Here is a 26,542-nt window from a genome sequence, read left to right on the forward strand (position 1 = left end):
AAGCGCCCTTCGAAACAAGAAAATCACTTGTTTCTGCAAAGAAGCTCTAAGTAGCTTTCCTTTGTGCGATTACTCGGGGCAAAAACTTCGAAGATTACTCGATGAAGCTTTTTCGCTGGAGCTAGACAAATTTTATACTTTATCTTGTGAAAAAAACTCACCAAATGGTGAGCCATTTTCATGATCCGCTATTCCATTCTTTTCACAAAGTTTTGGGTATAATAAAGTTGGTATACCCCGATTCCCATATGAGTATATTCTTCCTCTAATAGAGTTTCTCGATGAGATTCACTATTTAACCATCCTTCAACTACGTCTGGAGCATCTACGTATTGAGCCGCTATATTTTCCCCAGCTGCTAAATATGCTATATCTTGATTCTGTAATCGTTCCTTCAACCCATTACCATTTTTCGAAAAGTGAGAGAAAAATTGATTTTCCCCCATTTCTTTACTATGAGAAAATGCCACTTGAGCAATATTGTCATCCCACACTAACCTATTTAAGCCCTTCTGTTGCCTAACTCGGTTGGTTATAGAAAATATTTGTTTAGCTGTAGCTTCATTTATTTTTTTCCACTGTTCTTGTTTGATTAATTTTGTTTCAGAAAGGTTCCCACGATAATAAAGCTCAAATGGTCTTTGTTCCAATAAAATTTCTTGATTCATCATGCGAATGGCCGACAGTTTCCCACTAAAGCGATCAAAATAAAATTGAGCGAAAATCCTATCTGTTAACTGAACAATAGGCCTGGTAATTAGATCCTCGTCAGTTAGTTCAAATCGATAGTAGTTCCTTCCATCTTCCATTTCTATATATTTTCTAAAAGAAATCTCTTGATCAATTTCAGTATAACTCGCTCCTATTTGAAATGGCGATAAATCAGAATCATTTCCAAATGCAAAAATAGAAACTATTTTTTTGTCATTGACCCCAATTTGGTAGTAAGAGTTTGATAAATCATCATAGATCCACCAATCGTAAGAATATTTTGTTGGATCTATCCGATTAGGCTCTCCAAATGCCTTTTCCCAATCTTCTACAGGTTTGCCAATCCAATGATAAATTTGCCCCTTGAACTCAATATAATTAGGATTTGCTTTAGCTGTTACTATAGAAGTCTTCATCCCAACATCATTAGTCCTGTATGTATCAACATCATTTGATTTAATAGTAATGTAGATACTTACGATAAGAACAAAAAAAAGAAAAATAGTGATCCGCAACCATTTCATTTCACACTCTCCCTTTCCCCCTCTACTCTCATTATAATCGGACAAACTATTCAATATGATAAAAAATCAATATAGAAAGGCTCGCCATTTAGGGCGAGCCTTTAGCAATTAAAAAGCTTTTCTTTTTAATGAAGTTCTTCTGTTTCAGATATTTCTTCTAATGCGCGACCAGCTGCTTCGTTAGACATATCATCTAATGCCAAATCACCTAACGCAACAATTCCTACTAGTTTTTGATTTTCAACTACAGGAAGACGTCTAATTTGCTCCTCAGACATTATAGAACTTGCTTCCTGAAGTGTCATGTCAGGGGTTCCAGAGTAGATTCGTTCAGACATTACTTCCTGAATTTCAGTTGAACCAGGTTTTTTGTCTGCATACCCTCTGATAACTAAATCGCGGTCAGTGACTACACCCATAAGGTTTTTACTTTCATCACATACAGGTATAATTCCGACATCTAAATTTTTCATTTTTGTAGCAGCTTGAAAAAGATCATCAGTTGGCTTACAAGTTTCAACTTCCTTCGTCATTATATCTTGAAGCTTTTTCATGAATAATCCCTCACTTTCTTATACTTATTTCAAACCTTAGCATACCCAGATATCAAAAAATCTTTCTAATTTTGGTAAGAATCATGGGGAAATAATTGCAACTCAAACGATTTCATACTATTATTGACTTAGTTATGCTAAGAATTCATAAAAGAGGTGATATCATGAGATTTGAAGAAACAGGAATTGATGGAAAAGTTATTGACTTAAAACCACTTGATCATCTTATGGAGAAACTCGGTTTTGTACGAGCTGGACAATGGGATTATGAACGAGTTACTTATGATTATAAATTCGAATCTCCGATTAAAAATGTTACATATTATTTGCGAGTCCAAGGGTATGCCCTAGAAGGGGATGTCGACCGTAGAAATGCTGTGATAAAACTCTTAACCCCCATCCTCGGAAAGCATTACTACCCACATGGGGTAGAATACGGAGAAGAAGAAGACTTCCCAGAAAACGTTCAAGAGCGTTCTAAATCCCTCTTAAAAGAGGTATCTGAAAAACTTGAAGCTTTCCATCAATAATAGTTAGGCAAGACCGCCACATAACATTTAAGCTGTGAAGGTCTTGCCTTTTTATTTATTCGAATTTTTTACTATTCATTAAGATGTTGACATGCTATATTTAAGGTATTATGTTTGGTTTTTTGAAAGGAGCTACGCAACCATTGTTTCGGTTACCTAAGCGTTTTTGGGTTTATTCCATATTAATCATTTTGTTTATCCTCTCTATTATTTATATTTTGCCTGTTTCTATTCCACTTCTTTTAGCTTTCATAACAGCCCTCATTTTAAATCCAGCTGTTAGATGGCTTGAATATAGATTCAAACTAACACGAAAATTGGCAGTCATTATTATGTTTCTTTTTTTTATCGGTGTTGTGGGCACTTCTGGATCTTTTATCGTGGTAAACTCCATTAGTCAATTAGTAGATGTAGCTGAACGATTACCTACCTACATCGATAATGTAAATAACCTACTTCTCCAGTGGGAAGAAGATATTGAACTAATTACTGAAGATCTTCCTGAACAATTTATAGAACAGGTTAAACAGTCAATAGAGGATAGTCTTTCTACCTTTAATGACACAATTAATGAATATTTAACCATTGATAACCTCACTTCAATTGCGGCAAGTATTCCAAATTATTTAGTAAGTATTATCGTTTATCTTATTGCATTGTTCTTATTTATGCTTGATCTGCCTAAATTGAAAAGTCAATCTTACAACCTAATGACAGAAAACACCGCTGAAAAGGTTCGTTTTATGAATGCCCGATTATCCTATGTCATTGTAGGTTTTTTAAAAGCTCAGTTCTTAGTAAGTATCATTATCTTTATCGTGTCACTCATTGGATTACTATTCATAATCCCAAATGTTGCATTAATCATGTCACTAATCATATGGATTATTGATTTCATCCCAATTATTGGTTCTATAATTATTCTCGGACCCTGGGCGTTATATATGTTCTTTGCCGGACATTATGTGATGGGAATTAAATTAACGATACTGGCTATTATTTTGTTAACTATACGTCGTACAGTTGAACCAAAGGTAATGGGCCATCATATTGGACTATCCCCTTTAGCAACTCTTATTGCTATGTATCTAGGACTTAAATTGTTAGGTATATTAGGTTTTATTATTGGACCATTACTTCTTATTGCTTTTAATTCTGCTAAAGAAGCTGGAATTATTAAGATCAATTTTAAAATTTAAATGAAATAATTATAGAAATAAGCTTGTGGAGTAATACTCTACAAGCTTATTTATTTAATTCTTTTATAAAGTGAAGTATAGATTTTTCTTGTTTTATTTGTAAAAAACCGAACGTACGAAGAATCCGTTGCGAAATTATATTTGAGATATCACATTGAGCATGTATCTTTTGGTAACCTTTACTTTTTGCCCAATCTAACAATAAAGGAATAGCTTCTTTTATATAGCCGCATTTTCTAAAGGATGGACATATATAATACCCCAACTCCAGTTCTTTCTTCATTACAAGGCCATGGAACCCTATATGACCAACCACTGTATTTTCTAACTTGCTGTAGATAACCCACGGACCTAAGCCGAAATGTGTAGGATCCTTCTCTAGCTTTTCCAAATAGAACGGAAGATTTGCTAGGAGTGCATCATCAGGCCATTCTTCATGATATTTAATCTTCCTACTTTGGTACCAATTATAAGTATCTCTTTGTAACATTACTCCGTCTTCATTTCCAAGAGGAAAAACCACAATCCTATTTGTATGAATTTCACCAATCAATAAAAAAACCACCCCTCCTATAGAAAAAAAGATCTGCCACTAGATAGCTGCAGATCTCCTTTGTACTATGTACCCAATATAGCTTTCAACATACTTGTGGTCTCTCCGCCCTCGTAAAGGATATATAAGAGAAAGTAAACAACAACACCTGTTATTGCAGTAAAAAACCACACAATACTTGTAACTGGTCCCCATTTTCGATGCTTTGAAATTTTTCGTTTAAAAGCAAGGGTTAGAGTTACGAGACCAAATATTCCTCCTGTTGTAGCAAGAAAAATATGGAAAACAAGAAAAATAGTATAGGGCGTTTTTAACTCATCTGGTCCCCCAAAACTTGTATTACCTACAAATATTGTCCTTGACATATAGATAATAAAAAACAAAAGAGCACTTAATGCAGCTAAAATCATAACAGTTCTATGTTCTTTTTTTCTCCCTTTTACGATCAAGGTCCAACCGATGGCTATCAAGATGGCGCTTAACACAATTAAAAAGGTACTTATCGTTGGTAATAGTGGCACTATTATTCCCCTTTCTCTTTCTATTTTAATTGGAAGAACCAGATGGAATTGGATCAATAGTATTCTTTTCTTGACTAACCCACTTAAAGAAAATAATTCCTAAATAGGTTCCATAAACAATTTCTTGAGTTATTTTCATTATAATTCCGCCAAGTTGCTGATCATACAGAATGGAAATTGGTGAAAATAATTCAGGACCACTTAATGTTAATCCACTTAATACATCTTGTGGCACACATAGGGATAAGGCATTCATCCAACTTCCTGATTGACTATAAGTTTCGTATAACGGAGTATTAGAAAAAATAATAAGAGCACAAGCCGGTGTTAGCAACACCCCGTTTGCAAAAATATAACCTAGTTTCATTAAGGGGCTTAATGTATTATGCTCTTCTAAAGGAGTAAAAATGGGCCACCATACAGCAAATGCTGCTATTAAAATTACTGTAGTTATTACAGCATGAGCTAATGGGCTCGCTTTAGTAAAGTCAAAGACCTCTGGAATGTGGTAAATCGAAAACAACCCATTAAACAAAAATAAAGCTATTAAGGGCTTGGTAATGATTTTGAATATTGACCGAATGACAGGTATACGTATGAATTTTCTCCAGAATTCAACCGGAATTCCTTTAATTATTAAAGCAGGAAAAACAAGATAATATAATGCCATTTGAGCCATATGGGCTGACAACATTATATGACTAACGAGGTCGACAGGGCTTCCTTTAATGATGTAAAGCAGGAGTAACCCAATATAAAAAGAAAATTTTTGTTTAATGCTTGGATGATCCTGAACTCCAAATTTGTGTCGTAACGGTCCAGTAATTAAAAAATAAGCCAATCCTAACAAAATAACAAACAGAAGATAATAAGGGCTCCATAAAGCTCTAAACCCAAAAATCTGTAATTTTATCCACATGCTGTTCACCTCAACGGTTATTGAAATAATAAAAGATTTGATAGTTTCATTAGTCGCATCATACCAAAAACAGAACCCAAACACCAGTAACAAAAGTGGAACTTCAATCAAGTGGCCGTCCCCACAGATTGTTAGCACCCAAGGGCCTTCGCTTGTTTCTGCGAAGTAGCTCTATGTAGCTTTCCTTTGTACGATTACTCGGGGCAAAAACTTCGAAGATTACTCGATGGAGCTTTTTCGCTGAGCTAGACAAATTTTATGCTTTCTTATCTTGCATAGAAAAGACTGGAGGGAAACCTCCTCCAGTCTCTTCAATTGAAGATTTACCACCAAACAATGGTAGATAATGCTGCAACTGTCAAAATTGCAACAAAAATCCCCGAAAATATAAACAAAGATGGTGCTTCATGCCCTTTTGTATTCATGTGCATAAAATAATACAGTTGGAAAATAACTTGCACAACTGCAAGCAGCAAAATTAAAGGAATGGTAAACATTTTTTCAATATCTGCCATCACTGCTGAAAAAGCAATAATGGTAAACACAATCATTAGAGTGAAAGTTATGACTTGATACCGCATCTCTTCACGATTTTTTCTTTTATGAAACTGTACATGTTCGTCTGAATGAGTAGTATGGTTTTCTCCTGTAGCCATTTATTACCCCACCTTTCCCATTAGGTACACAACCGTAAAGATAAAGACCCAAACTACATCAATGAAGTGCCAATATAGGCTTGCTACATAAAATTTAGGTGCATTATACAGATCCAAACCACGTTTAGCATTTCTAAACATTAATGTTAGAATCCATAAAAGTCCAAAAGCTACGTGTCCTCCATGGAATCCAACTAGTGTATAGAATGCTGATCCAAACGCAGAGGATTGGAAAGTATGACCATATTCATGGACATAATGATAAAACTCATAGATCTCACATCCTAAGAAGGCAAGACCTAATATGACCGTAACGCCTAACCAAACCTGCATTTTCCTAAAATCATTATTTCTCATATGATAAATGGCATAGACGCTTGTCAAAGAGCTAGTTAGAAGAAGCATAGTCATAACAAATACCAATTCTAATCCAAATAATTCTTTAGCAGGTGTTCCATCTAGATGTTGATTTCTGAGAGCGAGATAGGTTCCAAAAAGACTAGCAAATAAAACCGTCTCACCACCAAGGAAAAACCAAAAGCCTAAAAATTTATTCTTACCTTCTAATGTAGCTTTTTCTGGATGCTCAGGAAAGGTCTCTGGCTTTAAAGTATGTTCACTCATTATTTCCCAGCCCCCTCTTCTAACTCTTCTTTATGAATATGGTAACCATGGTCATCGATAACGGAACGTAAGAACATAGAGCCGAATGTTATTCCCATTCCAACGATCGCAACGATCCACCATCTACTATTATCAACTTGGAATGTAAATCCAAACGCTGCAATAAACAAGCCCAACGCTATCATAAAAGGTAAAATTGAAGAGTTTGGCATATGAATGTCGTTTACAGGTTCAGCAGGTGTCATCTCTTTTCGTCCCTCTGACTTTTCAACCCAATATGCATCCAATCCTCTTACTAAAGGTAATTGCTTAAAGTTATAAAATGGTGGTGGTGATGGAATTGTCCACTCAAGTGTACGGCCATCCCACGGATCATCCGGTGCAGGTTCACCTTTACGTGCTGTATAAATGACGTTATAGATAAAAATAATCGCTCCAATCGCCATTAAGAAAGCACCAATTGTGCTAATCAAGTTTCCAAGTTCTAGACTTTGACCCTCATGGAAAACCCAGTATCTTCTTGGCATACCCATCAATCCCAAGAAATGTTGAATAAAGAAAGTTAAATGGAAGCCAATAAAGAATGGCCAAAAAGCAAGTTTTCCCAATTTTTCATTTAAAACTTTTCCAAACATTTTAGGCCACCAATAAGTAAGACCAGCAAAGATTCCGAATACCACACCACCAACAATTACATAGTGGAAGTGAGCAACTACAAAATAAGTATCATGATAAACTAGGTCTGCAGGTGCCACCGCAAGCATTACTCCCGTCATACCTCCGATTACAAAGGAAGGGATAAAGGCAACAGACCAAAGCATAGGAGTAGTCATTTTAATATTTCCGCCCCACATTGTTAACAACCAGTTAAAAATCTTTATTCCTGTAGGTACAGCAATAGCCATAGTTGCTACTGCAAAAATAGAATTAGCCACAGGCCCTAGTCCAGTTGCAAACATATGGTGTGCCCATACCATAAATCCTAAAAATCCAATGAGTACTGTTGCGAATACCATTGAGGAGTATCCAAACAATCTTTTCTTAGAAAACGTACTAATAACATCACTAAACAAACCAAACACAGGGAGTATCAAAATGTATACTTCAGGATGTCCAAATATCCAGAAAAGATGCTCCCAAATAATTGCATTTCCACCCATTCCAGCATCAAAAAAGTTAGAACCGAATAAACGATCAAACATCATTAAGAACAATCCAACAGTTAAGGCTGGGAAGGCAAACAAAATGAGTGCACTAGTTACAAAGGAAGCCCATGTAAAAAGTGGCATTCTCATATAAGTCATTCCAGGTGTACGCATATTGATAATGGTAACAAGGAAGTTAATTCCTCCCATTAATGTTCCAGCCCCAGAAATCTGAAGCCCCAATGTGTAAAAGTCAACACCGTGATCCGGTGACATGATCGATAATGGTGCATAAGCAGTCCAGCCTGCATCAGGCACTTCCCCAAAAAACCAAGATACATTAAGGAATAATCCGCCAAATAGGAACAGCCAAAATCCTAGTGCATTTAAAAATGGGAAGGCTACATCACGAGCCCCAATTTGCAAAGGAACTACGGCGTTCATTAAAGCAAAAATCAATGGCATAGCAGCCAAGAATATCATGGTTGTACCATGCATTGTAAACATTTCATTATATACTTCTGCACTGACAAAAGCATTGTCTGGAGAAATTAGCTGAATTCTTATAATAAGTGCTTCCAATCCACCTAGAAGGAAGAAAAAACCACCGCCAATTAAATATAAAATCGCAATTTTTTTATGATCGACAGTGGTCAAATAGTCCCAAAGGACGGCGCCGAAGCCACGGTTTTGTGCAATCGCTGTACTCACGCTTTTTGACCTCCCTTATTCATTTTTATCGTCGATTTTTAATTGTTGTAGGTAATCAGCAATTTTACTTGCTTCTTCCTTTGTAAGACCGACGTTAGGCATTTTATTTCCTGGTTTTACATCCTGTGGATCTGAAAGCCATTCAACTACATTTTCTTTAGTATTATCTGTAAACCCTGCAACCTTTGATCGATTTCCAAAGTTAGTTAAGTTTGGACCTGTTTGAACCTGTGACCCTGCATCAACTGCGTGACAGCCAATACAACTTTTTTCTTGGAAAAGCTGTTGCCCTTCAAGTGCTGTAGTTGTTTCAGGTTTTTCATCCGCACTTTCTGCTTTCATTCCACTTACCCAGTCTTCATACTCTTCTGGAGAAACAGCTATTACTTTAAAGTCCATTAAGGAATGTGAATCTCCACAAAACTCAGTACATTTCCCCTCATAAACACCCTCTTCGTACGCAAGAAGGGTCATTTTATTCTCATTCCCCCCTGGATTAGCGTCCATTTTCCCCGCTATAGAAGGCAACCAGAAGGAGTGAATCACATCATCTGAACGAAGTTTTAAATAAACGCGAGTATCTGTCGGGATATACATATCTTGACTCGTCTGAATTTCTTCATTTTCATAATTAAAATGCCACCAGAATTGCTTTCCTGTAACTTGAATGACAATGGCATCTTCCGCTTGATCAGCAGGAGGTTCAGCGTCTGCAAGCTCAAATGTGGTAATGACAGTTGGCACCGCTAACACTAATAAAAGCAATATCGGTATGACGGTCCAAACAATTTCAAGAAGATGATTTCCTTCCTTTTGCTCAGGAATAAAATCTTCTTGCCCCTTTTTTTGACGATAACGAATAAGTACGAAAGTATAAATTGTCATAACGACAAGAAAAACTCCGACCATCACATAGATACTTAACATCATGAGGTCGTACAATGTTTCAGCGCCTTCTCCTTTTGGTTGTAAAGCGCTTAGGTTTGGTTCTCCACATCCAGTCAGAAATAGTGCAATGAGACCAAATATGAACAGAGCTTTAAACTTTCCCATCCATCCTTTCATTCATTAAACCTCTCTTTCTCTAAATAGTTCTCTTTTATTTCTATAAGAAAAACCGATCTACATACCTTTTAAACTATAGATTGGTTTTTATTATTAAAAAATGAATCAACTTAAAAATGGTATTGGTAAAGTAACAATTACCATTGATGAAAAGAGTATCGTTAAATAATTTAAGGAGTATACAAACATTAAGGTTGCCCATTTTATTTCATTTTTCATAAATAACCCCATTAAACTTAAAACAAACCACCCTACGGATAAAATTGTAGCTAAAACAACAAAGAAAGTGCCCAGTGAGCCTAAGTAAAACGGTAACGGTAATAAGCATGAAACGTAGACAATCATTTGTCGTTTCGTAATGGAAAACCCGTGAACTACTGGCAACATTGGAATACCAGCGGCTCTATATTCTTCCGTTTTCTTCATGGCTAATGCAAGAAAATGCGGAGTTTGCCAAATAAACATAATTAAAAATAAAATCCAAGCTGTAATATCTAGATTAGGGTCAATAGCAGCCCATCCAATAAGTGGTGGAACTGCACCGGAAAAACTTCCAATAACTGTATTTAAAGTATACCTTCGTTTTGACCACATAGTATACAGCACCACATAAGTAAACCACCCAAAAAAACCTATCAATACAGCTGACCAATTTACCATCGCTAGAAAAAAGAGACCTAATAAAGTTAATGAAATACCTATTCCTAAGATAGCTTGTAAGGATATAGTTCCTGTTACGGTTGGTCTTGCCTTAGTTCGTTTCATAAGATGATCAATATCACGATCATAGTAATTATTTAAGACACATCCCCCTGCAATAATTAGGGAACTCCCAGCCATTGTATATAGAAAAGGTTTCCAATAAAGTAGGAATCCTCCAGTTCCAGTAAAATGCACCGCTAACCAAAAGCCTGCAAATGTTGTAATTAGATTAGAATTTATGATTCCTATTTTAATTAGTGCTAAAAAGTCATTCCATAGTGCGGAAAAATTAGTGGTATCATTGGATTTATTTAATACTTTAGTGTCAACAACCCTTGGTTGATTCATTGTGGCTACTCCCTCCCACTTTCCCATTTTCAATTTTAATACTACCCCTTTATTGGAAAGCGATTGTAATGATATAGTTTTAACCTTAAAACCGCATGCTATCCGAGTTCAACATACAAATGTATTGTACCATGATTTTTTATTTCTATCTAATTAATCACATTTTTATCGTAATTTGTGACATTTAAGTGAACTTTTCATCTTTTTATTGATTAAAATTCCCCTACCGCTAAAAAGAAATAATAAAATTATCCCTATTTATTTCTAGCAAACAACTTTTTTCAATGCAAGTGTTTTTTTGTTTTTAATAGTGAAAATAGTGTTAAATAATGATACGATATCTTTTGTGTCAAGAGAATAGATCAATATGGATTTTTATTTTCCACCCTCTTAAATGCGGAGGGATATATTTTGCTCAAATCTTTCAGTTTATATTAAAATGGTTAAGTGGGTGCATCAAAATCACCCACTTAAGATGCTGGATTTTTAAATGGAAGTCCAAGTAAAACGAGGTGCTAGGATATGCTAAAATTTTTAAAGATTCTATCTGTCATAACAACCATTGGAATGGTATTTGTTTTAATAGGTGGAGCACTGGTAACAAAAACGGAATCCGGAATGGGATGTGGATCAAGCTGGCCATTATGCAACGGAGAGATTATCCCCTCTAACATTACAACAGAATTAGTTATTGAGTTTAGCCATCGTGCTGCCTCTGGTTTTGTAGGAATTTCCCTGCTTATTTTGTCATACCTAGCTTGGAAATATATTGGACATATTCGTGAAACAAAAATTTTAGTTGTGCTATCATTGATGTTTTTAATTTTACAGGGATTGATTGGAGCAGCTGCTGTGGTATGGGGGCAATCTGACTTTGTTCTAGCCATGCATTTTGGAATTTCTCTAATTTCTTTTGCTACAATATTTATTCTTATGTTACTGATTTTTGAAATCGATTTAAAGTTTGATGCTCAATCCCTTCATATTCATAAATCTTTGAGAAAGCAGTTTTATGGACTAACTATTTATACCCTAATAGTCGTTTACACCGGCGCTTTAGTCCGCCATACCTCAGCTAGTTTAGCTTGTTCAAACTGGCCCTTATGCGGTATTGGAATAAACTCCTGGTCTTTTTATGAATGGGTACAAATGGGGCATAGATTAGCGGCAGGCCTACTTTTTATTTGGGTAACCATTCTGCTTTTCAAAGTAAGTAAATCCTATAAAAATAGCAAAGTTATGTATTATGGATGGTGGGCGGCTTTTGGTTTGATCTTCCTACAAGTTATATTAGGCGGACTTATCATTTTCACAAAATTGAACCTGATTATAGCACTGCTTCATGCCTTTATTATTTCTTGTTTTTTTGGTCTATTGAGCTATTTCCTTTTATTATCTTCCAGAAGTGCACGATCTGAAAAAAACCAGTAAGTTCTAAAAAACGAGGATATCCATTTGGACACCCTCGTTTTTTTATTCAAACTCTATTAACAAATCTCCGACATGAATGGCTTCACTGTTTTTCACATAAATATCTTTGATTCTTCCATCAAATGGAGCTTGGACAGTTGTTTCCATCTTCATAGCTTCTGTAATCATAATATGATCACCTTTTTTCACCTTTTCTCCGGGGTCTACCAATACTTTTAGAACCGTTCCTGGCATCGTTGCCCCTATATGCTTTGAATTGTTTTTATCTGCTTGAGGACGTTTAACTACAGTTGCTTTAATACTGCGGTCTTGAATAACAACCTCACGAGCTTGACCGTTCAATTCAAAATAAACTATTCTAGTCCCATCCAACTGCGCCTCACCAATAGAAACAAGTTTCACGATTAAGGTCTTTCCTTGTTCAATTTCAACTTCAATCTCTTCCCCTAACCTCATACCGAAAAAGAAAGTTGGTGTATCAAGTACAGACATATCACCATATTGCTCCGTAAAACGATGATAGTCATGAAAAACCTTAGGATATAAAGCACTCGTAATTAAATCAAAGCTGGTTACTTGTCTTCCCAATTGGTGAAAGAGGGTATCTCTTAATTCGCTGAAATCCACTGGTTCTAACAACTCGCCAGGACGTGTAGTTATCGCATCACGTCCTTTTAAAATAATGCGCTGAATCTCTTGTGGAAACCCTTGATAGGGCTGTCCTAAATGACCTTGGAAAAACTCAACCACAGAATTCGGAAAATCAAGTGTTTCTCCATGATCATAAATATCATCTTCTGTGAGGTTATTTTGAACCATATATAGAGCCATATCCCCAACTACCTTACTAGAAGGTGTAACTTTTACAATGTCACCAAATAAGTCATTGACTCGACGATACATAGATTTCACTTCGTCCCAGCGATCCTCCAATCCAACCGCTTTAGCCTGCTGTTGAAGGTTACTGTATTGGCCTCCAGGCATTTCATGCTCATAAACCTCTGAATGTGGAGCATTCATACCGCTTTCAAATACATGATAATATTTTCTAATGTCCTCCCAATAATGACCTAATTGCTCATAGGACTGAATAGAAAGATTAGGTTTTCTTTCAGAACCTTGAAGAGCATAATAAAGGCTATTGGCACTTGGTTGGGATGTTAATCCAGCCATCGTTCCTGCAGCAACATCTACTACATCAACACCTGCTGCAATGGCCCTTGCATAAGTGTAAATTCCATTTCCACTTGTATCATGGGTATGAAGGTGAATAGGAATATCAATGGATTCCTTTAATGTTGATATAAGTTGATAAGCAGCCTCTGGCTTCAATATACCAGCCATATCTTTAATTCCAAGAATATGTGCACCAGACTCCTGAAGCTCTTTCGCCAGATTTTTATAATAAGTCAAATTGTACTTTGGACGACCCAAGTCCAATATATCACCTGTATAACAAATGGTTGCCTCTGCAATCTTATTTTGTTGACGGACAGAGTCAATAGCCACTCTCATGCTATCTACCCAGTTTAGGCTGTCAAAAATTCTAAATACATCTATTCCTGCCATTGAGCTCTTTTCAACAAATTCACGAATTAGATTATCAGGATAATTTTTATACCCTACCGCATTGCTCGCTCTTAAAAGCATTTGAAGTAGAACATTAGGCATATGTTCTCGAATTTTTAATAACCTATCCCATGGATCCTCTTTAAGGAAACGATACGCAACATCAAAAGTTGCACCTCCCCACATTTCTACAGAAAATAAATTTGGTAAAAGTCGTGCGGTGGGTTCTGCTATGGATACCAAGTCTTTTGTTCTCATCCTTGTAGCAAGTAAGGATTGATGAGCATCCCGGAATGTCGTATCTGTTAATAAAACTTCCTTTTGCTCTTTTAGCCATCTAGCAACACCATCAGGACCTTCTACTTCTAGGATTTGTTTAGTTCCACTTGGAATAGGCTCAGAGTACTTCACCTTTGGCATCCTAGGTTTTGAAAATAATGGTTTCTTAGATGGTTTTAGTCCTTCATAACCATTGATGGTAACATCTCCAATATAGGAGAGCATCTTCGTTCCTCTGTCTTTCCTTTTAGGAAAAACAAACAACTCAGGAGATTGATCAATAAATGTTGTATCGTACTCCCCGGATATAAACTTTGGATGTTTGACCACATTTTCAAGGAATGGGATGTTAGTTTTTATACCTCTTATTCGGAATTCCCTTAAGTTCCTTACCATTTTCTGTGCTGCCTGTTCAAACGTAAGAGCATAAGTAGATAGTTTCACAAGTAAAGAGTCATAGTAAGGGGAAATAATGGCCCCTTGGAATGAATTACCTGCATCTAAACGGACACCAAAACCTCCTCCTGATCGATAGGCAGCGATTTTCCCAGCATCAGGCATAAAGTTATTTAACGGATCTTCTGTTGTCACTCGCGATTGGATTGCGTATCCATGTAAATGAATATTTTCCTGAGTAGGTATCCGTACTTTTTCCGAATGAAGTTCTAAGCCCTGGGCAACGAAAATTTGAGATTGAACAATATCGATCCCAGTGACTAACTCCGTAATAGTGTGCTCTACTTGAACACGTGGGTTTACTTCAATAAAATAAAAATCTTGATTAGTTACAAGAAATTCAACTGTACCCGCATTAACATAATTTACATTTTTCATTAAGGATACAGCAGCCTGACATATTTGGTCACGCAACGTCGGAGATAAGTTAACACTAGGCGCTACTTCTACTACCTTTTGATGTCTTCTTTGGACAGAACAATCACGATCATATAAATGAACAAGATTACCAAAATGGTCTCCCATGATTTGAACTTCTATATGTTTTGGTTTTTCAATCAGCTTTTCCACATAAACTTTGTCGTCTCCAAAAGCTGCTTTAGCCTCGGATTTTGCCCGTTCAAATGATTCCTTTAATGAATTTTCATTTCTAACAATTCTCATTCCGCGGCCGCCACCGCCCAGGGAAGCTTTAATAATAATCGGATAGCCTGCTGTTTTTACAAACTCTTCAATTTCTTCTAAAGATGTAACAGGACCATCTGTACCGGGTATAACTGGGATACCAGCCTTAATCGCTTGTTCCCTTGCTTTCACTTTATCACCAAACATGTCTAAATGATTAACAGAAGGACCAATAAAGATAATCCCTTCTTCTTCACATCTTCTTGCAAAGTGAATATTTTCAGATAAGAACCCATAACCTGGATGAATAGCATCCACTCCAACACTTTTGGCAATTTCAAGGATTCCCTCAATATCCAAGTAGGCATCAATCGGCTTTTTATCTTCCCCCACAAGATAAGCTTCATCAGCTTTATATCTGTGATAGGAACCGGAATCTTCTTTTGAATAGATTGCTACAGTTCTAATATTTAATTCATTACACGCACGAAATACACGTATAGCTATTTCGCCTCGGTTTGCTACTAGTATTTTTTTTATTTCCTTTGATCTGCCCATATTTTTCCTCCTTTAGGTTTAAGATGATGTACATTAGATACTTCATCAGGGATTACTTGTTTAATAGGTTGGTGTGACTCTTGAAAGCGGACATTCAAAGCGATATTATTCAAAATGCCCATCGCCCCCATTAGCACTAATATAGATGAACCTCCATAACTAATAAAAGGCAATGTAACTCCTGTTATTGGAAGCAACCCACTGGCTGCTCCCATATTCACAAAGGATTGAATTCCAACCATAGAAGCTATTCCAATTGCTAACAAACTTCCAAACTGATCCTCACATTTTCTTGAAATATAAAAACCCCTTAGAACTATGGCTGTTAGCAGTGCAATTACAGTTCCTACCCCAATAAAACCCAGTTCTTCCCCTATTACGGCTATAATAAAATCGGTATGGGCCTCCATCAAATACCCTAATTTTTGCACACCTTGTCCAAGTCCAACTCCATTTATTCCTCCTGTTCCAATGGCAATCAGAGATTGTATAAGGTGATATCCAGCTGAGTCCGGATAGTCAAAAGGTTGAAAAGCACCAGTAAATCTCGATAGCACTTCCTCTGTTGCTAATTTTGGAATAGCAAGTATGACTATCACCACACCAGATAGGATTAGAAACAACAAATGACTAAATCTTATTCCAGAACTAATGATAATAGCTGCTCCTATAAAGGCAATAATAGAGGCCGTTCCAATGTCAGGTTGTTTTAATATAAGTCCTAACATAATGACAAGGATGATGAGAGGGGGTAAGACAGCCTTGTTGAAGTTATCAATGTAATTTTCTTTTTTTGCATAAATAGCCGATAAATATATAATAACAGATAATTTAGTTAATTCTGAAGGTTGAATATTAAAAAATCCTAAATCGATCCAAGATTTTGCATTATTTCTTACCTCTCCAAAAAAAAGAACAAAAATGAGGAGAGAAATAGTACCTAATACAATGAGCTTTACTAACCTTTTATATTTACTATATGGAAATAGAGTCGTAAACACAAGTACTAATAAACCTAAGACAAACCATTTCAGTTGTTGAAGTAGATAATAATTGCTGGGCAAATCATATTTAACAACAACCATCACCATGCTTGCACTGTACACCATTAGAACTCCGACTGCTGCAAGGATGATTGGAGAAATAAATAGGATAAAATCAATATGTTTCCACTTTTTCATAATAAAAATCTTCCTTCATATGTACATTTTATAAGAAAAGCTTAAGCGCACTCCGTAACAAGAAAAGCGCTTGTTCCTGCGAAGTAGCTCTATGTAGCTTTACTTAGTGCGATTACTCGGGGCAAAAACTTCGAACATTGCTCGATGGAGCTTTTTCGTTGGAGCTAGACTAATTTTCTAACAACTTATAAATTCTAATAGTTAGAATACTTGGTATTTTCTGTGCCCACTGAATCAGAAAAGAAAGTTCTTTTTTGTGAAAAAAAACTCAAATTACAACAAAGTCGTAATTTGAGCTTTTTATTAAGATCCATTAGCTGCCGTTTCGTGTAAAGTGTCCAATTGCCTCTCTAAGTTTCCTAAGAGCAGTCGACCTTCTTCTTCCGTGATCAACTTTAATCGCACCGCAAAGTCTATCTCACGAGATAACCCAAACATTTGTGTATCCAATACCTCTTCGTATAGAGGACATTGGGGCATGGTTAAATTATCCATTTGAACCTTTATTAGCCGTAATATTTTATCGGCATCAGCCTTTAGAAGGGCATAGGCCTGTTCGCGATGGTTAATCGCAACTTCTGATGAAGACATGGGAATCCCCTCCATTCAAAACAGACTTTATCTTTATTTATATTACCGTTTCAACAGAAAAATTGCAACAAATCATTTTTAAAAAATAGACAAATCCAACCGTTTCGATAACTTTTCCATTAAATACAGTCCAATGACACTGTTTCCCTTTTTATTTAGCCGAGGACTGTATACACCTATTCCTCCTACCCCTTTAACAGAGCCCATGATTGCCCCAGAAACCCCGCTTTTAGCTGGGATTCCTACTTTAATAGCAAACTCACCGGATGCATCATACATTCCACAGGTTACCATAAAAGTCTTACAAATTTGTGCATAGTGTTCTGAAAGTAGTTGCTTCCCTGACGGGATTGTTTTTCCTCCATTCGCAAAAAAAGCTCCTAATAAAGCAAGTTGATCAATGTTCACTTCCAAAGAACATTGTTTAGTATAAGTATCTAGGATCATTTCCACATCTCCATCAATCACTTTTCCCTGCTTCATAAAATAAAGTAAAGAACGATTTAGAAACGCCGTTTCAAATTCAGATTGAGCGACTCCTTCATTAACATCAACAGTGTCATCACCTAATATTTGATGAATAAAACTTTTGATCCTATTAATTTTACTGTCTGCTGAATTTCCTTTAATCATGGAAGTAACTGCAAGAGCCCCTGCATTTATCATTGGATTTAAAGGGATCGACGGTTTTGATGTCTCCAACTTAATGATGGAATGAAAAGGATCTCCTGTTGGTTCCATACCTACTTTAGAAAAAACATACTCTTCTCCTTGATCAAGTAAAGCAAGAGCAAGTGCCACAACCTTTGAAATACTTTGTAAAGTAAAGGTTTGACATTCTGCACCCGCATGGATCGTTCGACCTTCTATATCAACAAATGATATACCTATACAATTTGCTGGTACTTTTTGTAGTGCAGGAATATAACTAGCCACTTCACCTTGATTGAGAAGCGCCTCTGCTTCTTGAACCCAATCCTCCAATTGCAATTCATATACATTTCCTTTCATGAATGGACCTCCATTTGTGCATGAAGCTGACTTTTTCGATATACTTACCTTAGTTTATACTTTAAAAGAAAGAATTAATAGGGATGGTGGAAAATTATGAATGGAATTATTCAAATTAAAGGAAAAGTTAAATATCCGATCACGTTAGACCCAAGTGTTTGGATTTTTGACGATCGAAAAGTACAATGGGAACAAGCTTTTCAATCCCTTCAGAAAGATGATGAGGATCAAACTGCAAAAAATTACGCAAAGCAGTTTAGCCAAGCCTTATATCAACAAAAATTAGACCCGCCAGTGAACCGAAGTCTTACGAATTTTGAAAAAAAACAGAGCCTTGAGGAATCATTTGTTATACCCATTAAACCTTTTCTTACTAATGCACAGCCTGAAGAATCCAAAGAAGCCTTACTAGACACAACATCAGGTAAAATCACTATTCCCTATTCAAGGTTAGTGGACTCCTTTTTACTTTTTGCAGTGAAAGGAAAACCTATTACAGATGAAGGGCCTGTCCATTTATATTTTGGAGACAAAAGCAACTATGACACCCCTATAAAAGGGATTCAAAATATCATTTTTGAGTAAATAAAGAAGATTCCTCATTTATCCCGCATGACGGTAGCTAACCATGAAGCAAGCTTCACAAACAAGGATGAAAAATTAATGTTTTATTTTCATGGGAGTAATACCCTCCCCTCAATAAGTGAAACGAAAAGAGTAGGCGAGGGATAAACTCTCCGTAAATGTCCGATTGGTTCAATGTCCTTTAGGTCACACCCTTGGGTGCTAACAATCAGTGGGGGACCCCCACTGATTGAAGTTTCACTTTTATCCTGAGGAATCACCTTTTTGGCTACGCTCTCATAGCAAGTCTGCTGCCATTTGAGCTAATTCAGATCTTTCTCCCTTTACCATGGTTATGTGGCCACTTAAACGCTGATTTTTGAATTTTTCAACAACATGCATTAATCCATTATTATATTCATCCAAATAAGGATGATCTATTTGCTGCGTATCCCCTAATAAAACTACCTTACTCCCCTCACCAACTCTGGTGAGAATAGTTTTAACTTCATGTTTGGTTAAGTTCTGAGCCTCATCAATCAGAATCAGTTGCTCTGGTATACTTCGACCCCTAATATAAGTCAACGCTTCAATCTGAATAGATCCCATTCCTGATAATATGGCATCCAATTCTTCACTCTTTTTTACATTAAATAAGAATTCAAGGTTATCATATATTGGCTGAATCCACGGTCTTAATTTTTCCTCTTTTTCTCCAGGAAGGTAACCAAGATCTTTGCCCATTGGGACGACTGGGCGAGCCACTAATAACTTTTTAAATAAGCGCTGATCTTCAATTTGCATTAATCCAGCTGCTAAAGCTAAAAGTGTTTTTCCCGTTCCCGCTTTTCCTACCATAGTAACTAGAGGAACATCTTCAGAAAGTAATAACTCCAAAGCCATTAATTGTTGAACATTTCTTGGCTTTATTCCCCAAATGGGTTCCTGTCCAATTTTTAATTTTACAATTCGATCTTTGTTAGCAGAGACCCTTCCTATAGCAGATTGCGAGGAATTAAATGAATTTCTCATAATGATAAATTCATTTGGGAAAATATAGGGATGGTCTTTTATACTTGTGGAAAGAAATCCATTAGTAAAAAAAGTTGTAAAGTCTTGTTCGGAAACGCTCCACTCTTGGAATCCAGAAAACGAAACATCTTCTTTTACCGCACGTTCATTTAAGAAATCCTCTGCTTTTAAACCAACAGCCTCTGCTTTAACTCGCATGAGAATATCCTTAGATACAAGAATGACCTGACGTTGTGTGTTTAATTGCTTTTCTTCTTCTTGTAGGTTAATTGCAACAGCAAGTATTCGATTATCATTTGTCTTTTCATCAAATACATTTGTGAATTTTTTGAAGGAACGATGGTTGAGTTCAATTTTTAAATTTCCTCCATTTTCTAATTGGACTCCCTGATGTAAATTCCCCCTTTGGCGTAATTTGTCAATCAGTCGTGATACGTATCGAGCATTATGCCCAAGTTCATCCATTTGTCTTTTTTTCGAGTCCACTTCCTCTAAAACAATGGCAGGTATAATGACTTCGTGCTCATCGAACGAAAAGATAGACAGCGGATCCTGAAGTAGTACATTAGTATCAAGAACATATAGTTTTTTCAAAATGAGTGACCTCCTGATTGGATTTCGTCATTCATCCTTGCTAATCCATTTATATGATGAAACGCATAAAGATAGAAGGTTCATTACAAAATAAACAAAAAGGAGGTTTGACTAATGTACTTTAAATATATAAGTATTTTGATGCTGTCTATGCTTCTTATTGCATGTCAGCAGAACGATGAAAATCAAGCAACGAATGAAGAAATACGAGACAACGGTATGATTCATGTGAAAAATTCTGATCCAATTGAACGTGAGGAATTATCTAACCAAGAGATTGCGGATCGATTAGCTAACATAGCAGACCGTATGCCTGATGTTGACCGTGCTACCGCCATAGTAGCAGGGCCCTATACAGTTGTAGGAATTGAAGTAGATAAGGATTTTGATCGTTCGAAGGTAGGATCGATCAAATATACAGTAGCGGAAGCTGTCCATAAAGATCCTTATGGTCGTGAGGCGATTGTAGTAGCCGACCCAGATGTGGTAGAGAGAGTGGAGCATATGGGAGACAAAATGGCTCAAGGCCATCCTGTACAAGGAATTATTGATGAGCTCTCAGCCCTTGTAGGTAGAATCATGCCAGAAGTACCCGTTCCCGAACAACCTCAAGAGCCCAATCAAAATAAAGAATCACTTCCTGAAGATCAAGAAGAAAATTTAGATAACATTCAAGAAGACCAATCTAATCAACAAATGGAATAAGAAAAGCGCAAGCACCCTTCGAAACAAAAAAATCATTTGTTTCTGCGAAGAAGATCTAAGTAGCTTTCCTTACTGCGATTCCCAGTAGCAAAATTAAGATAAACTCTTCCCGCTGAAGCTAGACAGGTTTTATACTTTCCTTTTGAAGAAGGAGTCGATTTAATCATCGACTCCTTCTTTTTAAACAATCTTTAAGGCCTCCATAACTTGACTATCCAAATTTGATGCCGCATTCAAATCATATGTTTTTTCATATTCCGGACCACTGGTTATCTTTGATCCATAAAACATAACATCACGCACCTCGTCAATTTCGACTTCTACTTTCGCCAACTTTAATGGAATTCCTTTCATTTTTTCAAATACCACTTTGGCTCGCCCACCTATTGAATAGGTCGACCCATCTCCAATCAATGTGAAAGTTACATTTGTATTATGTAATATATTGGTTAAAATCCTGGAACGATTATCCACAGCAAACACCAAGGTATTTGGAGTAGGTGCATAAATCCAACTTATCGCATTCATCATTGGTATATTTTTTTCAAAATCAATCGTTGACAATAACATATATCTTTCCGCTTGAAGAAGACTGAATTGACTTTCATTCAATTTATTTTCTACTTGATTCGGCATATAAATGCCTCCTTCCTCTTAATTCGGATCTTTTACAATTTCGTGTTATAATTATATCAATTGAATCGATTGTGTTCCAATATTGACTTAGCCTATATATCAGAGGTGAAAAAAATGCGTGTTAAATGTTTATTATGTGATGAAGTAGAATCTATAAATGGTAGTTCTTTACAAGCAAAAAAATTAAGAAGTCTTCGAACTTTTTTTTATCTATGCCAAACATGTAATGACAGAATCGGTGAAAAAACTAAAGTTCGCAAGGCTACTGGACAATTCCGAGAATATAGAGAAAAGAAAAACGATCCGTATATAAGCTAACCGGGCCATATAGGCCCGGTTTTTTTTCGTAAGACAGTATAAAATCTATCTTATCTCAGTTTTTTCCAGAGTAATCACAATAGCCAATTCGACTCTAGTCGATAAAGTCAACATCCTTGAAGAAGGTTCGGTAAAAAAAGCGACATCGTGTAGGGACTGTGATTACTCGTCCCACCGAAATGATTCGCAACGCCTACGTGACCCACAAGAGATGCTTCTAAGAATTTACTTCGCAGAAATAAGTGATTTTCTTGTTTCGAAGGGCGCTTGCGCTTTTCTTATTCATTATAATTTTTAAATTTGTGTGGTTCTTTTTTAATTTGATCATTAATTAATTCAATGAGTTCTGATGGAAAACGCAGTTTTCTTTCCTCATTTTCTTTTGTACAAGTTACAAAGTATAGGTCTTCTTCTTTTTTAACTTCTATGTTTTTCACTTTTTGCTCTTCGATTAGGAGCTTTTTAAAAAATTGAGCGGTCTCCTGTGCCGAGTGGTCGTCTGGTCTATCATCAGCGACTAACTGGATAGATAACCAATTGTATACCGCATCTTGTAATGATTGCACAATCATTCCCCCTTGTTAAATACTTGTCTTTTCTTGCTTCTCCCTTTCCCTGTGTAGGCGGAATCGATATATTCCAAGGAAAACAGCTGATCCTAATAATCCTTCAGCTATCGGTAATGTTAAGCCTAGAGGGACAGTTAAAAATAGGCACCCTATAACTAACACTAAATATACAACTGCCGATTTTAACAAAGGTAACTTTTTTGCAAATCCAAGTTTGTAGGTAATAATTGCAGAAACTAAAATTACTAAATACAAAACAAATGCTCCTAGAATTAATTCACCTTCAAAATATTGAAAAACAGTGCGAGCAACTGGCCATAAATCATCAGGTGTAGTGATTGCGTTCGACGAATCCATACTGACTCTCCTTTAATATTCTATACATCCACCTTATCATACTAAAAATATAAAGAAAAATCACGTGAAAATGTAAATCAAATCTAGTATAGTTAATAATTGAGTAAATAAATTTAAAAAGGGAGAATGTTATGAAAAAAATACAAATAACACCTTTGATTCTAGCGTTTCTAGTTATTATCAGCTTTTCTATAGTTGGAGTAACCATTGCCTATCGAAGTATTCTTTGGTCTAGCTTCTTTTTACTTGTAGGGTTTGGAGTTATGGGATATGGAATGGGCCAAAAAAGGAAAACCTCAAAAAGATAATCCATCGTTACACCGATGGATTGTCTTTTAACTGAATGTACTGCTCCGTAATTTCTTTGTGTATCGAAGGATGACTTGAAACGATTGAATTATTACCCTCCAAAGAGATGGCTGATCCATCTGCTCTAGAAGTAATGCCTCCAACTTCTTCCACGATCACAATACCAGCCGCTATATCCCATGGTGCCAACTTCATAGTTACATATCCGTCCATTATACCTTCTGCCAGATAAGCAAATTCTAACGCGGCGGAACCGTATGATCTTGTGCCCCTCACATCTTTGATCAGTTTTTGAATCGATTCATGTTCAACTCTCCAATTTTCGGTAGCCCAAAATCCATTAATCCCTAGTATAGATTCCTTTAGTTTTCTTTTACCAGAAAACCTTCCTAAAGGACTTCCATTTTTAAAAGCCCCAGCGCCTTTTCTTGCTTCATAAAGAACATCTGACATAACGTCATAAATTAACCCAATCATACCTACTCCGTCGTGATAGACACCAACCGAAATGGCAAAGTTTCGTTTTTGGTGTACAAAGTTGATAGTCCCATCAATAGGGTCAATAAACCAAACAGTTCCAGACAAGGTTGCTTCCTGGTCTCCAAAACCTTCTTCACCAATGATTTTATGACTCGGATAAGAGTCTCTTATTTTATTTACAAAAAACTCCTCTGTGGATTTATCTATCTCTGTAACAAGGTCATTAGCATTAGATTTAGTTTCAATAAGCATCGGCTTATCTAGAGAGTCTCGGATAGCCCCACCTGCTTCATATACCCATTTTTTTGCTTGCTCATGAATAGATTCAAAATTTTTGTCTATCATTAACTTGACTCCTTTGTTATTAGTTCCATTCTGATTACCTTTAATAATATGTACCAAAAAAAACTTTTTTGATCAAATAATACAATTTGTATCATCTATAAGCCTGATTAATTGGGACAAGATGCAGCCTATGATAAAATATAGTTCAAAAAGGAGGTAGAAAAATGTCGATACAAGGATTTAATAAAGACGATTTTTCCGCTTTTTATATTGATGGATTAGACGAAAGAATGGCAGCTATACAGGAAAGAATTCAGCCTAAATTCAAGGTTCTTGGGGAAAACTTAACCAATTACTTAAGTGAAGCTCTGAATCAAGAAATGTATTTACATATCGCAAAGCATGCTAGGCGCTCTGTTAATCCTCCAAAAGATACTTGGCTAGCTATTGCACATAATAAAAGAGGTTATAAAAAACACCCTCATTTCCAGCTTGGTTTATTCGATGATCATCTCTTTATCTGGCTCGCTTTTATTTATGAATTACCCCAAAAGGAAAACACAGCAAGGGCTTTTTTAGAGCATTTAGAGGATGTAAAGAAGACCATACCTTCTCATTATATGATCTCGTTAGACCATACACAAAAAGAAGCAAAACCAGTATCGGATTTTGATTTAGAAAAAGGATTGATACGTTTTAGAGATGTAAAAAAAGGAGAATTTCTAGTTGGTCAACATATAAGTTCTGATGACCCTCTCGTCCAAAATGGAGAAAAACTGGATGAAATCGCAAAAGAAACTTATAATACTCTGTTACCATTATATAGAATGTCCTTAACCGTAGAATAAGCAAAAGAACATTCAATGACTAGAAAAACTGGCTTATCGTTAAAGGGATTCTTGAAAGCGTATTTTACTTTCTTAGAAGCCCCTTGTACTCTTGAGTTGAGTGCAAGTCCTAATGGCGAAAGCCTTAGTTTTACTTATGCTATCACAACTAAGTTATAAATTCTGAAAGTAAAATCAAAGAGGCCTTATTGGCCTCTTTTTACATTTTAATTTTCGTTTGAGAATCTTCTTTAGCTTTTTTCACCACTGGAAAAGCCGCATATCCAGAATCCTGTTCAAAATAACACTCCCTTTTAAAGATGGCTCATTCGATGCTTAATATCATCTGCTTCTGTTTTTATCCTATTAAAAAGTTCTTGCACAGTAGGAATATCGTGGATTCTGGACACTACTTGACCAGCCCATGCAAACCCCTCTTCTTCTAAACCGTCATAAATAAATCTTTTATTAGCTTTCCCACTAATATAGTCCTTTAACTCCTCATAGCCTAAATCTCTTTTTTCCATATCTAGAATTTTCTCAGTCCATGAATTTTTCAACGCTCTCGCGGGAGTACCTAATGTTCTCTTAATAACTGTAGTGGCATCAGAATCCGCCTCGATTATTCGTTTTTTATAATGCTCGTGGGCATGTACACACTCCTTTGTTGCTATGAATCTTGTGCCCATCTCTACACCTTCTGCACCTAATGCTAGAGCAGCCATTAATCCTCTTCCGTCTGATATCCCGCCTGAAGCGATCACTGGTATTTGGACAGCATCAACAACTTCTGGGGTTAAAATAAATGTGCCTAAGTCACTTCTACCTAAGTGTCCTCCGCCTTCATACCCTACCACCATGACCGCATCAGCTCCTAATTGTTGCGCTTTGATGGCTTGTCTTTTAGCTGCAACAAGTACTAATGCTTTTATTCCTTTAGGCTTAACCATATCTAGAATCGGTTTTGGATTCCCTCCAGTTATTGAAACAATTTCCACACCTTCTTCTATAGCAACATTGACCATATCTTCAAAAGGCCGACGTCCTTGTCCTATGGCAAAATTCACACCGAATGGATTAGTTGTTTTATTCTTTACTTGATGAATTTCCTTGCGTAATTCCTCTGGGTCAGGTAGACTCATAGCAGTAATTTGCCCCAATCCACCTGCATTCGAAACAGCTGCTGCTAATTCAGCATAAGCCAAATAGGCCAATCCACCTTGAATGATGGGAAATTGGATATTCAAGAGCTCGGTAATTTTAGTTTTCATAAAAACCTCTCCCTTAGCTTTTTTTCATTTTTATATTGAATGTTTTTCTTGAATGTACGAAGGGTATTGTAACAAACTAGTCATAAGATATTCTTTTTGCTATAATTCTTTTGTTTATCAATAAAATTTTTAG

Annotated in this window: 28 protein-coding genes; 8 read left to right on the forward strand and 20 right to left on the reverse strand. The window is 36.2% G+C overall.

Annotation, left to right across the window (positions count from 1 at the left end):
- Positions 1 to 188: 188 nt before the first annotated feature.
- On the reverse strand, positions 189 to 1,235 hold the full coding sequence (locus RZN25_04905; GenBank protein ID MEQ6376161.1) for a CAP domain-containing protein: 1,047 nt from the start codon (positions 1,233 to 1,235) through the stop codon (positions 189 to 191).
- Positions 1,236 to 1,360: 125 nt separating this feature from the next.
- Complete coding sequence (locus RZN25_04910) at positions 1,361 to 1,789, reverse strand: CBS domain-containing protein (protein ID MEQ6376162.1); 429 nt, start codon at positions 1,787 to 1,789, stop codon at positions 1,361 to 1,363.
- A gap of 164 nt (positions 1,790 to 1,953) precedes the next feature.
- On the opposite strand from RZN25_04910, the gene RZN25_04915 reads away from it, so the two are divergent.
- On the forward strand, positions 1,954 to 2,319 hold the full coding sequence (locus RZN25_04915) for a YugN family protein (GenBank protein ID MEQ6376163.1): 366 nt from the start codon (positions 1,954 to 1,956) through the stop codon (positions 2,317 to 2,319).
- Between the two features lie 143 nt (positions 2,320 to 2,462).
- Positions 2,463 to 3,518: a sporulation integral membrane protein YtvI gene (ytvI, locus tag RZN25_04920; GenBank protein ID MEQ6376164.1), complete on the forward strand. Its 1,056-nt coding sequence runs from the start codon at positions 2,463 to 2,465 to the stop codon at positions 3,516 to 3,518.
- A 46-nt stretch (positions 3,519 to 3,564) separates the two neighbouring features.
- Here ytvI and RZN25_04925 read toward each other — a convergent pair whose 3' ends face one another.
- The 8 genes from RZN25_04925 to cyoE form a co-directional block, all read right to left on the reverse strand.
- On the reverse strand, positions 3,565 to 4,071 hold the full coding sequence (locus tag RZN25_04925) for a GNAT family protein (GenBank protein ID MEQ6376165.1): 507 nt from the start codon (positions 4,069 to 4,071) through the stop codon (positions 3,565 to 3,567).
- Between the two features lie 65 nt (positions 4,072 to 4,136).
- Positions 4,137 to 4,592 carry a DUF420 domain-containing protein gene (locus RZN25_04930; GenBank protein ID MEQ6376166.1) on the reverse strand — a complete coding sequence of 152 codons (456 nt, stop codon included), beginning with the start codon at positions 4,590 to 4,592 and terminating at the stop codon, positions 4,137 to 4,139.
- 25 nt (positions 4,593 to 4,617) lie between these two features.
- Complete coding sequence (gene ctaG / locus RZN25_04935) at positions 4,618 to 5,511, reverse strand: cytochrome c oxidase assembly factor CtaG (protein MEQ6376167.1); 894 nt, start codon at positions 5,509 to 5,511, stop codon at positions 4,618 to 4,620.
- Positions 5,512 to 5,834: 323 nt separating this feature from the next.
- On the reverse strand, positions 5,835 to 6,167 hold the full coding sequence (gene ctaF / locus RZN25_04940) for a cytochrome c oxidase subunit IVB (protein ID MEQ6376168.1): 333 nt from the start codon (positions 6,165 to 6,167) through the stop codon (positions 5,835 to 5,837).
- Between the two features lie 3 nt (positions 6,168 to 6,170).
- Complete coding sequence (locus RZN25_04945) at positions 6,171 to 6,791, reverse strand: cytochrome (ubi)quinol oxidase subunit III (GenBank protein ID MEQ6376169.1); 621 nt, start codon at positions 6,789 to 6,791, stop codon at positions 6,171 to 6,173.
- Positions 6,791 to 8,647, reverse strand: a complete 1,857-nt coding sequence (gene ctaD / locus RZN25_04950; protein ID MEQ6376170.1) for a cytochrome c oxidase subunit I — start codon at positions 8,645 to 8,647, stop codon at positions 6,791 to 6,793. Before ctaD ends, RZN25_04945 begins: the two co-directional genes overlap by 1 nt.
- 15 nt (positions 8,648 to 8,662) lie before the next feature.
- The gene (gene coxB / locus RZN25_04955) at positions 8,663 to 9,712 is read right to left on the reverse strand and encodes a cytochrome c oxidase subunit II (protein MEQ6376171.1); all 1,050 of its coding nucleotides are present in this window, start codon (positions 9,710 to 9,712) and stop codon (positions 8,663 to 8,665) included.
- A 105-nt stretch (positions 9,713 to 9,817) separates the two neighbouring features.
- Entirely contained in the window at positions 9,818 to 10,762 is a 945-nt protein-coding gene (cyoE, locus tag RZN25_04960) for a heme o synthase (GenBank protein ID MEQ6376172.1), read from the reverse strand.
- Positions 10,763 to 11,284: 522 nt separating this feature from the next.
- Between cyoE and RZN25_04965 the strand changes: the two genes are divergently transcribed.
- Positions 11,285 to 12,193: a heme A synthase gene (locus RZN25_04965; GenBank protein ID MEQ6376173.1), complete on the forward strand. Its 909-nt coding sequence runs from the start codon at positions 11,285 to 11,287 to the stop codon at positions 12,191 to 12,193.
- Positions 12,194 to 12,235: 42 nt separating this feature from the next.
- On the opposite strand, the gene pyc is transcribed toward RZN25_04965, so the two are convergent.
- From pyc to glsA, 4 genes are all read right to left on the reverse strand, one after another.
- Positions 12,236 to 15,679 (reverse strand): pyruvate carboxylase, encoded by a 3,444-nt coding sequence (gene pyc / locus RZN25_04970; protein ID MEQ6376174.1) that lies wholly within the window; start codon positions 15,677 to 15,679, stop codon positions 12,236 to 12,238.
- Positions 15,658 to 16,860 carry a putative lipid II flippase FtsW gene (ftsW, locus tag RZN25_04975; protein MEQ6376175.1) on the reverse strand — a complete coding sequence of 401 codons (1,203 nt, stop codon included), beginning with the start codon at positions 16,858 to 16,860 and terminating at the stop codon, positions 15,658 to 15,660. Before ftsW ends, pyc begins: the two co-directional genes overlap by 22 nt.
- 303 nt (positions 16,861 to 17,163) lie before the next feature.
- Positions 17,164 to 17,451 carry a YlaN family protein gene (locus RZN25_04980; protein ID MEQ6376176.1) on the reverse strand — a complete coding sequence of 96 codons (288 nt, stop codon included), beginning with the start codon at positions 17,449 to 17,451 and terminating at the stop codon, positions 17,164 to 17,166.
- A 78-nt stretch (positions 17,452 to 17,529) separates the two neighbouring features.
- Positions 17,530 to 18,462, reverse strand: coding sequence for a glutaminase A (gene glsA / locus RZN25_04985; protein MEQ6376177.1), 933 nt, complete (start codon positions 18,460 to 18,462; stop codon positions 17,530 to 17,532).
- Between the two features lie 96 nt (positions 18,463 to 18,558).
- On the opposite strand from glsA, the gene RZN25_04990 reads away from it, so the two are divergent.
- Positions 18,559 to 19,047 (forward strand): hypothetical protein, encoded by a 489-nt coding sequence (locus RZN25_04990; protein ID MEQ6376178.1) that lies wholly within the window; start codon positions 18,559 to 18,561, stop codon positions 19,045 to 19,047.
- Between the two features lie 276 nt (positions 19,048 to 19,323).
- Here the strand turns inward: RZN25_04990 and RZN25_04995 are convergent, their stop codons facing one another.
- A complete protein-coding gene (locus RZN25_04995; GenBank protein ID MEQ6376179.1) occupies positions 19,324 to 20,652 on the reverse strand; it encodes a PhoH family protein in 1,329 nt (442 codons plus the stop codon).
- A 114-nt stretch (positions 20,653 to 20,766) separates the two neighbouring features.
- Here RZN25_04995 and RZN25_05000 point away from each other — a divergent pair, with 114 nt between their 5' ends.
- On the forward strand, positions 20,767 to 21,357 hold the full coding sequence (locus RZN25_05000) for a YhcN/YlaJ family sporulation lipoprotein (protein ID MEQ6376180.1): 591 nt from the start codon (positions 20,767 to 20,769) through the stop codon (positions 21,355 to 21,357).
- A 180-nt stretch (positions 21,358 to 21,537) separates the two neighbouring features.
- Here the strand turns inward: RZN25_05000 and RZN25_05005 are convergent, their stop codons facing one another.
- Complete coding sequence (locus RZN25_05005; protein ID MEQ6376181.1) at positions 21,538 to 21,993, reverse strand: pyridoxamine 5'-phosphate oxidase family protein; 456 nt, start codon at positions 21,991 to 21,993, stop codon at positions 21,538 to 21,540.
- 114 nt (positions 21,994 to 22,107) lie between these two features.
- Between RZN25_05005 and RZN25_05010 the strand changes: the two genes are divergently transcribed.
- A complete protein-coding gene (locus RZN25_05010) occupies positions 22,108 to 22,311 on the forward strand; it encodes a DUF2197 domain-containing protein (GenBank protein MEQ6376182.1) in 204 nt (67 codons plus the stop codon).
- A gap of 278 nt (positions 22,312 to 22,589) precedes the next feature.
- On the opposite strand, the gene RZN25_05015 is transcribed toward RZN25_05010, so the two are convergent.
- Together RZN25_05015 and RZN25_05020 are read right to left on the reverse strand one after the other, a co-directional pair.
- On the reverse strand, positions 22,590 to 22,883 hold the full coding sequence (locus RZN25_05015; protein MEQ6376183.1) for a hypothetical protein: 294 nt from the start codon (positions 22,881 to 22,883) through the stop codon (positions 22,590 to 22,592).
- A gap of 9 nt (positions 22,884 to 22,892) precedes the next feature.
- Positions 22,893 to 23,237 carry a YlaH-like family protein gene (locus RZN25_05020; protein ID MEQ6376184.1) on the reverse strand — a complete coding sequence of 115 codons (345 nt, stop codon included), beginning with the start codon at positions 23,235 to 23,237 and terminating at the stop codon, positions 22,893 to 22,895.
- Positions 23,238 to 23,368: 131 nt separating this feature from the next.
- Between RZN25_05020 and RZN25_05025 the strand changes: the two genes are divergently transcribed.
- Positions 23,369 to 23,545, forward strand: coding sequence for a DUF5325 family protein (locus RZN25_05025; GenBank protein MEQ6376185.1), 177 nt, complete (start codon positions 23,369 to 23,371; stop codon positions 23,543 to 23,545).
- 7 nt (positions 23,546 to 23,552) lie between these two features.
- On the opposite strand, the gene RZN25_05030 is transcribed toward RZN25_05025, so the two are convergent.
- The gene (locus tag RZN25_05030; GenBank protein ID MEQ6376186.1) at positions 23,553 to 24,371 is read right to left on the reverse strand and encodes an inositol monophosphatase family protein; all 819 of its coding nucleotides are present in this window, start codon (positions 24,369 to 24,371) and stop codon (positions 23,553 to 23,555) included.
- A gap of 164 nt (positions 24,372 to 24,535) precedes the next feature.
- Here RZN25_05030 and RZN25_05035 point away from each other — a divergent pair, with 164 nt between their 5' ends.
- The gene (locus RZN25_05035) at positions 24,536 to 25,159 is read left to right on the forward strand and encodes a DUF1054 domain-containing protein (protein ID MEQ6376187.1); all 624 of its coding nucleotides are present in this window, start codon (positions 24,536 to 24,538) and stop codon (positions 25,157 to 25,159) included.
- 293 nt (positions 25,160 to 25,452) lie between these two features.
- On the opposite strand, the gene RZN25_05040 is transcribed toward RZN25_05035, so the two are convergent.
- Positions 25,453 to 26,409 carry a nitronate monooxygenase family protein gene (locus RZN25_05040; protein MEQ6376188.1) on the reverse strand — a complete coding sequence of 319 codons (957 nt, stop codon included), beginning with the start codon at positions 26,407 to 26,409 and terminating at the stop codon, positions 25,453 to 25,455.
- Positions 26,410 to 26,542 lie beyond the last annotated feature (133 nt).

The sequence above is a fragment of the Bacillaceae bacterium S4-13-56 genome, from assembly GCA_040191315.1.
Lineage (GTDB): Bacteria > Bacillota > Bacilli > Bacillales > JAWJLM01 > JAWJLM01.

Coding starts and splice junctions, on each gene's coding strand:
- ftsW (MEQ6376175.1), bottom strand. CDS start 16,860: ATGAAAAAGTGGAAACATATTGATTTTATCCTATTTATTTCTCCAATC.
- RZN25_04910 (MEQ6376162.1), bottom strand. CDS start 1,789: ATGAAAAAGCTTCAAGATATAATGACGAAGGAAGTTGAAACTTGTAAG.
- RZN25_05035 (MEQ6376187.1), top strand. CDS start 24,536: ATGTCGATACAAGGATTTAATAAAGACGATTTTTCCGCTTTTTATATT.
- RZN25_04945 (MEQ6376169.1), bottom strand. CDS start 6,791: ATGAGTGAACATACTTTAAAGCCAGAGACCTTTCCTGAGCATCCAGAA.
- RZN25_05025 (MEQ6376185.1), top strand. CDS start 23,369: ATGAAAAAAATACAAATAACACCTTTGATTCTAGCGTTTCTAGTTATT.
- pyc (MEQ6376174.1), bottom strand. CDS start 15,679: ATGGGCAGATCAAAGGAAATAAAAAAAATACTAGTAGCAAACCGAGGC.
- RZN25_04965 (MEQ6376173.1), top strand. CDS start 11,285: ATGCTAAAATTTTTAAAGATTCTATCTGTCATAACAACCATTGGAATG.
- RZN25_05020 (MEQ6376184.1), bottom strand. CDS start 23,237: ATGGATTCGTCGAACGCAATCACTACACCTGATGATTTATGGCCAGTT.
- RZN25_04915 (MEQ6376163.1), top strand. CDS start 1,954: ATGAGATTTGAAGAAACAGGAATTGATGGAAAAGTTATTGACTTAAAA.
- glsA (MEQ6376177.1), bottom strand. CDS start 18,462: ATGAAAGGAAATGTATATGAATTGCAATTGGAGGATTGGGTTCAAGAA.
- ctaG (MEQ6376167.1), bottom strand. CDS start 5,511: ATGTGGATAAAATTACAGATTTTTGGGTTTAGAGCTTTATGGAGCCCT.
- RZN25_05000 (MEQ6376180.1), top strand. CDS start 20,767: ATGTACTTTAAATATATAAGTATTTTGATGCTGTCTATGCTTCTTATT.
- cyoE (MEQ6376172.1), bottom strand. CDS start 10,762: ATGAATCAACCAAGGGTTGTTGACACTAAAGTATTAAATAAATCCAAT.
- RZN25_05015 (MEQ6376183.1), bottom strand. CDS start 22,883: ATGATTGTGCAATCATTACAAGATGCGGTATACAATTGGTTATCTATC.
- ctaF (MEQ6376168.1), bottom strand. CDS start 6,167: ATGGCTACAGGAGAAAACCATACTACTCATTCAGACGAACATGTACAG.
- RZN25_05010 (MEQ6376182.1), top strand. CDS start 22,108: ATGCGTGTTAAATGTTTATTATGTGATGAAGTAGAATCTATAAATGGT.
- coxB (MEQ6376171.1), bottom strand. CDS start 9,712: ATGAAAGGATGGATGGGAAAGTTTAAAGCTCTGTTCATATTTGGTCTC.
- RZN25_04905 (MEQ6376161.1), bottom strand. CDS start 1,235: ATGAAATGGTTGCGGATCACTATTTTTCTTTTTTTTGTTCTTATCGTA.
- RZN25_05040 (MEQ6376188.1), bottom strand. CDS start 26,409: ATGAAAACTAAAATTACCGAGCTCTTGAATATCCAATTTCCCATCATT.
- RZN25_04980 (MEQ6376176.1), bottom strand. CDS start 17,451: ATGTCTTCATCAGAAGTTGCGATTAACCATCGCGAACAGGCCTATGCC.
- RZN25_05030 (MEQ6376186.1), bottom strand. CDS start 24,371: ATGATAGACAAAAATTTTGAATCTATTCATGAGCAAGCAAAAAAATGG.
- RZN25_05005 (MEQ6376181.1), bottom strand. CDS start 21,993: ATGCCGAATCAAGTAGAAAATAAATTGAATGAAAGTCAATTCAGTCTT.
- RZN25_04990 (MEQ6376178.1), top strand. CDS start 18,559: ATGAATGGAATTATTCAAATTAAAGGAAAAGTTAAATATCCGATCACG.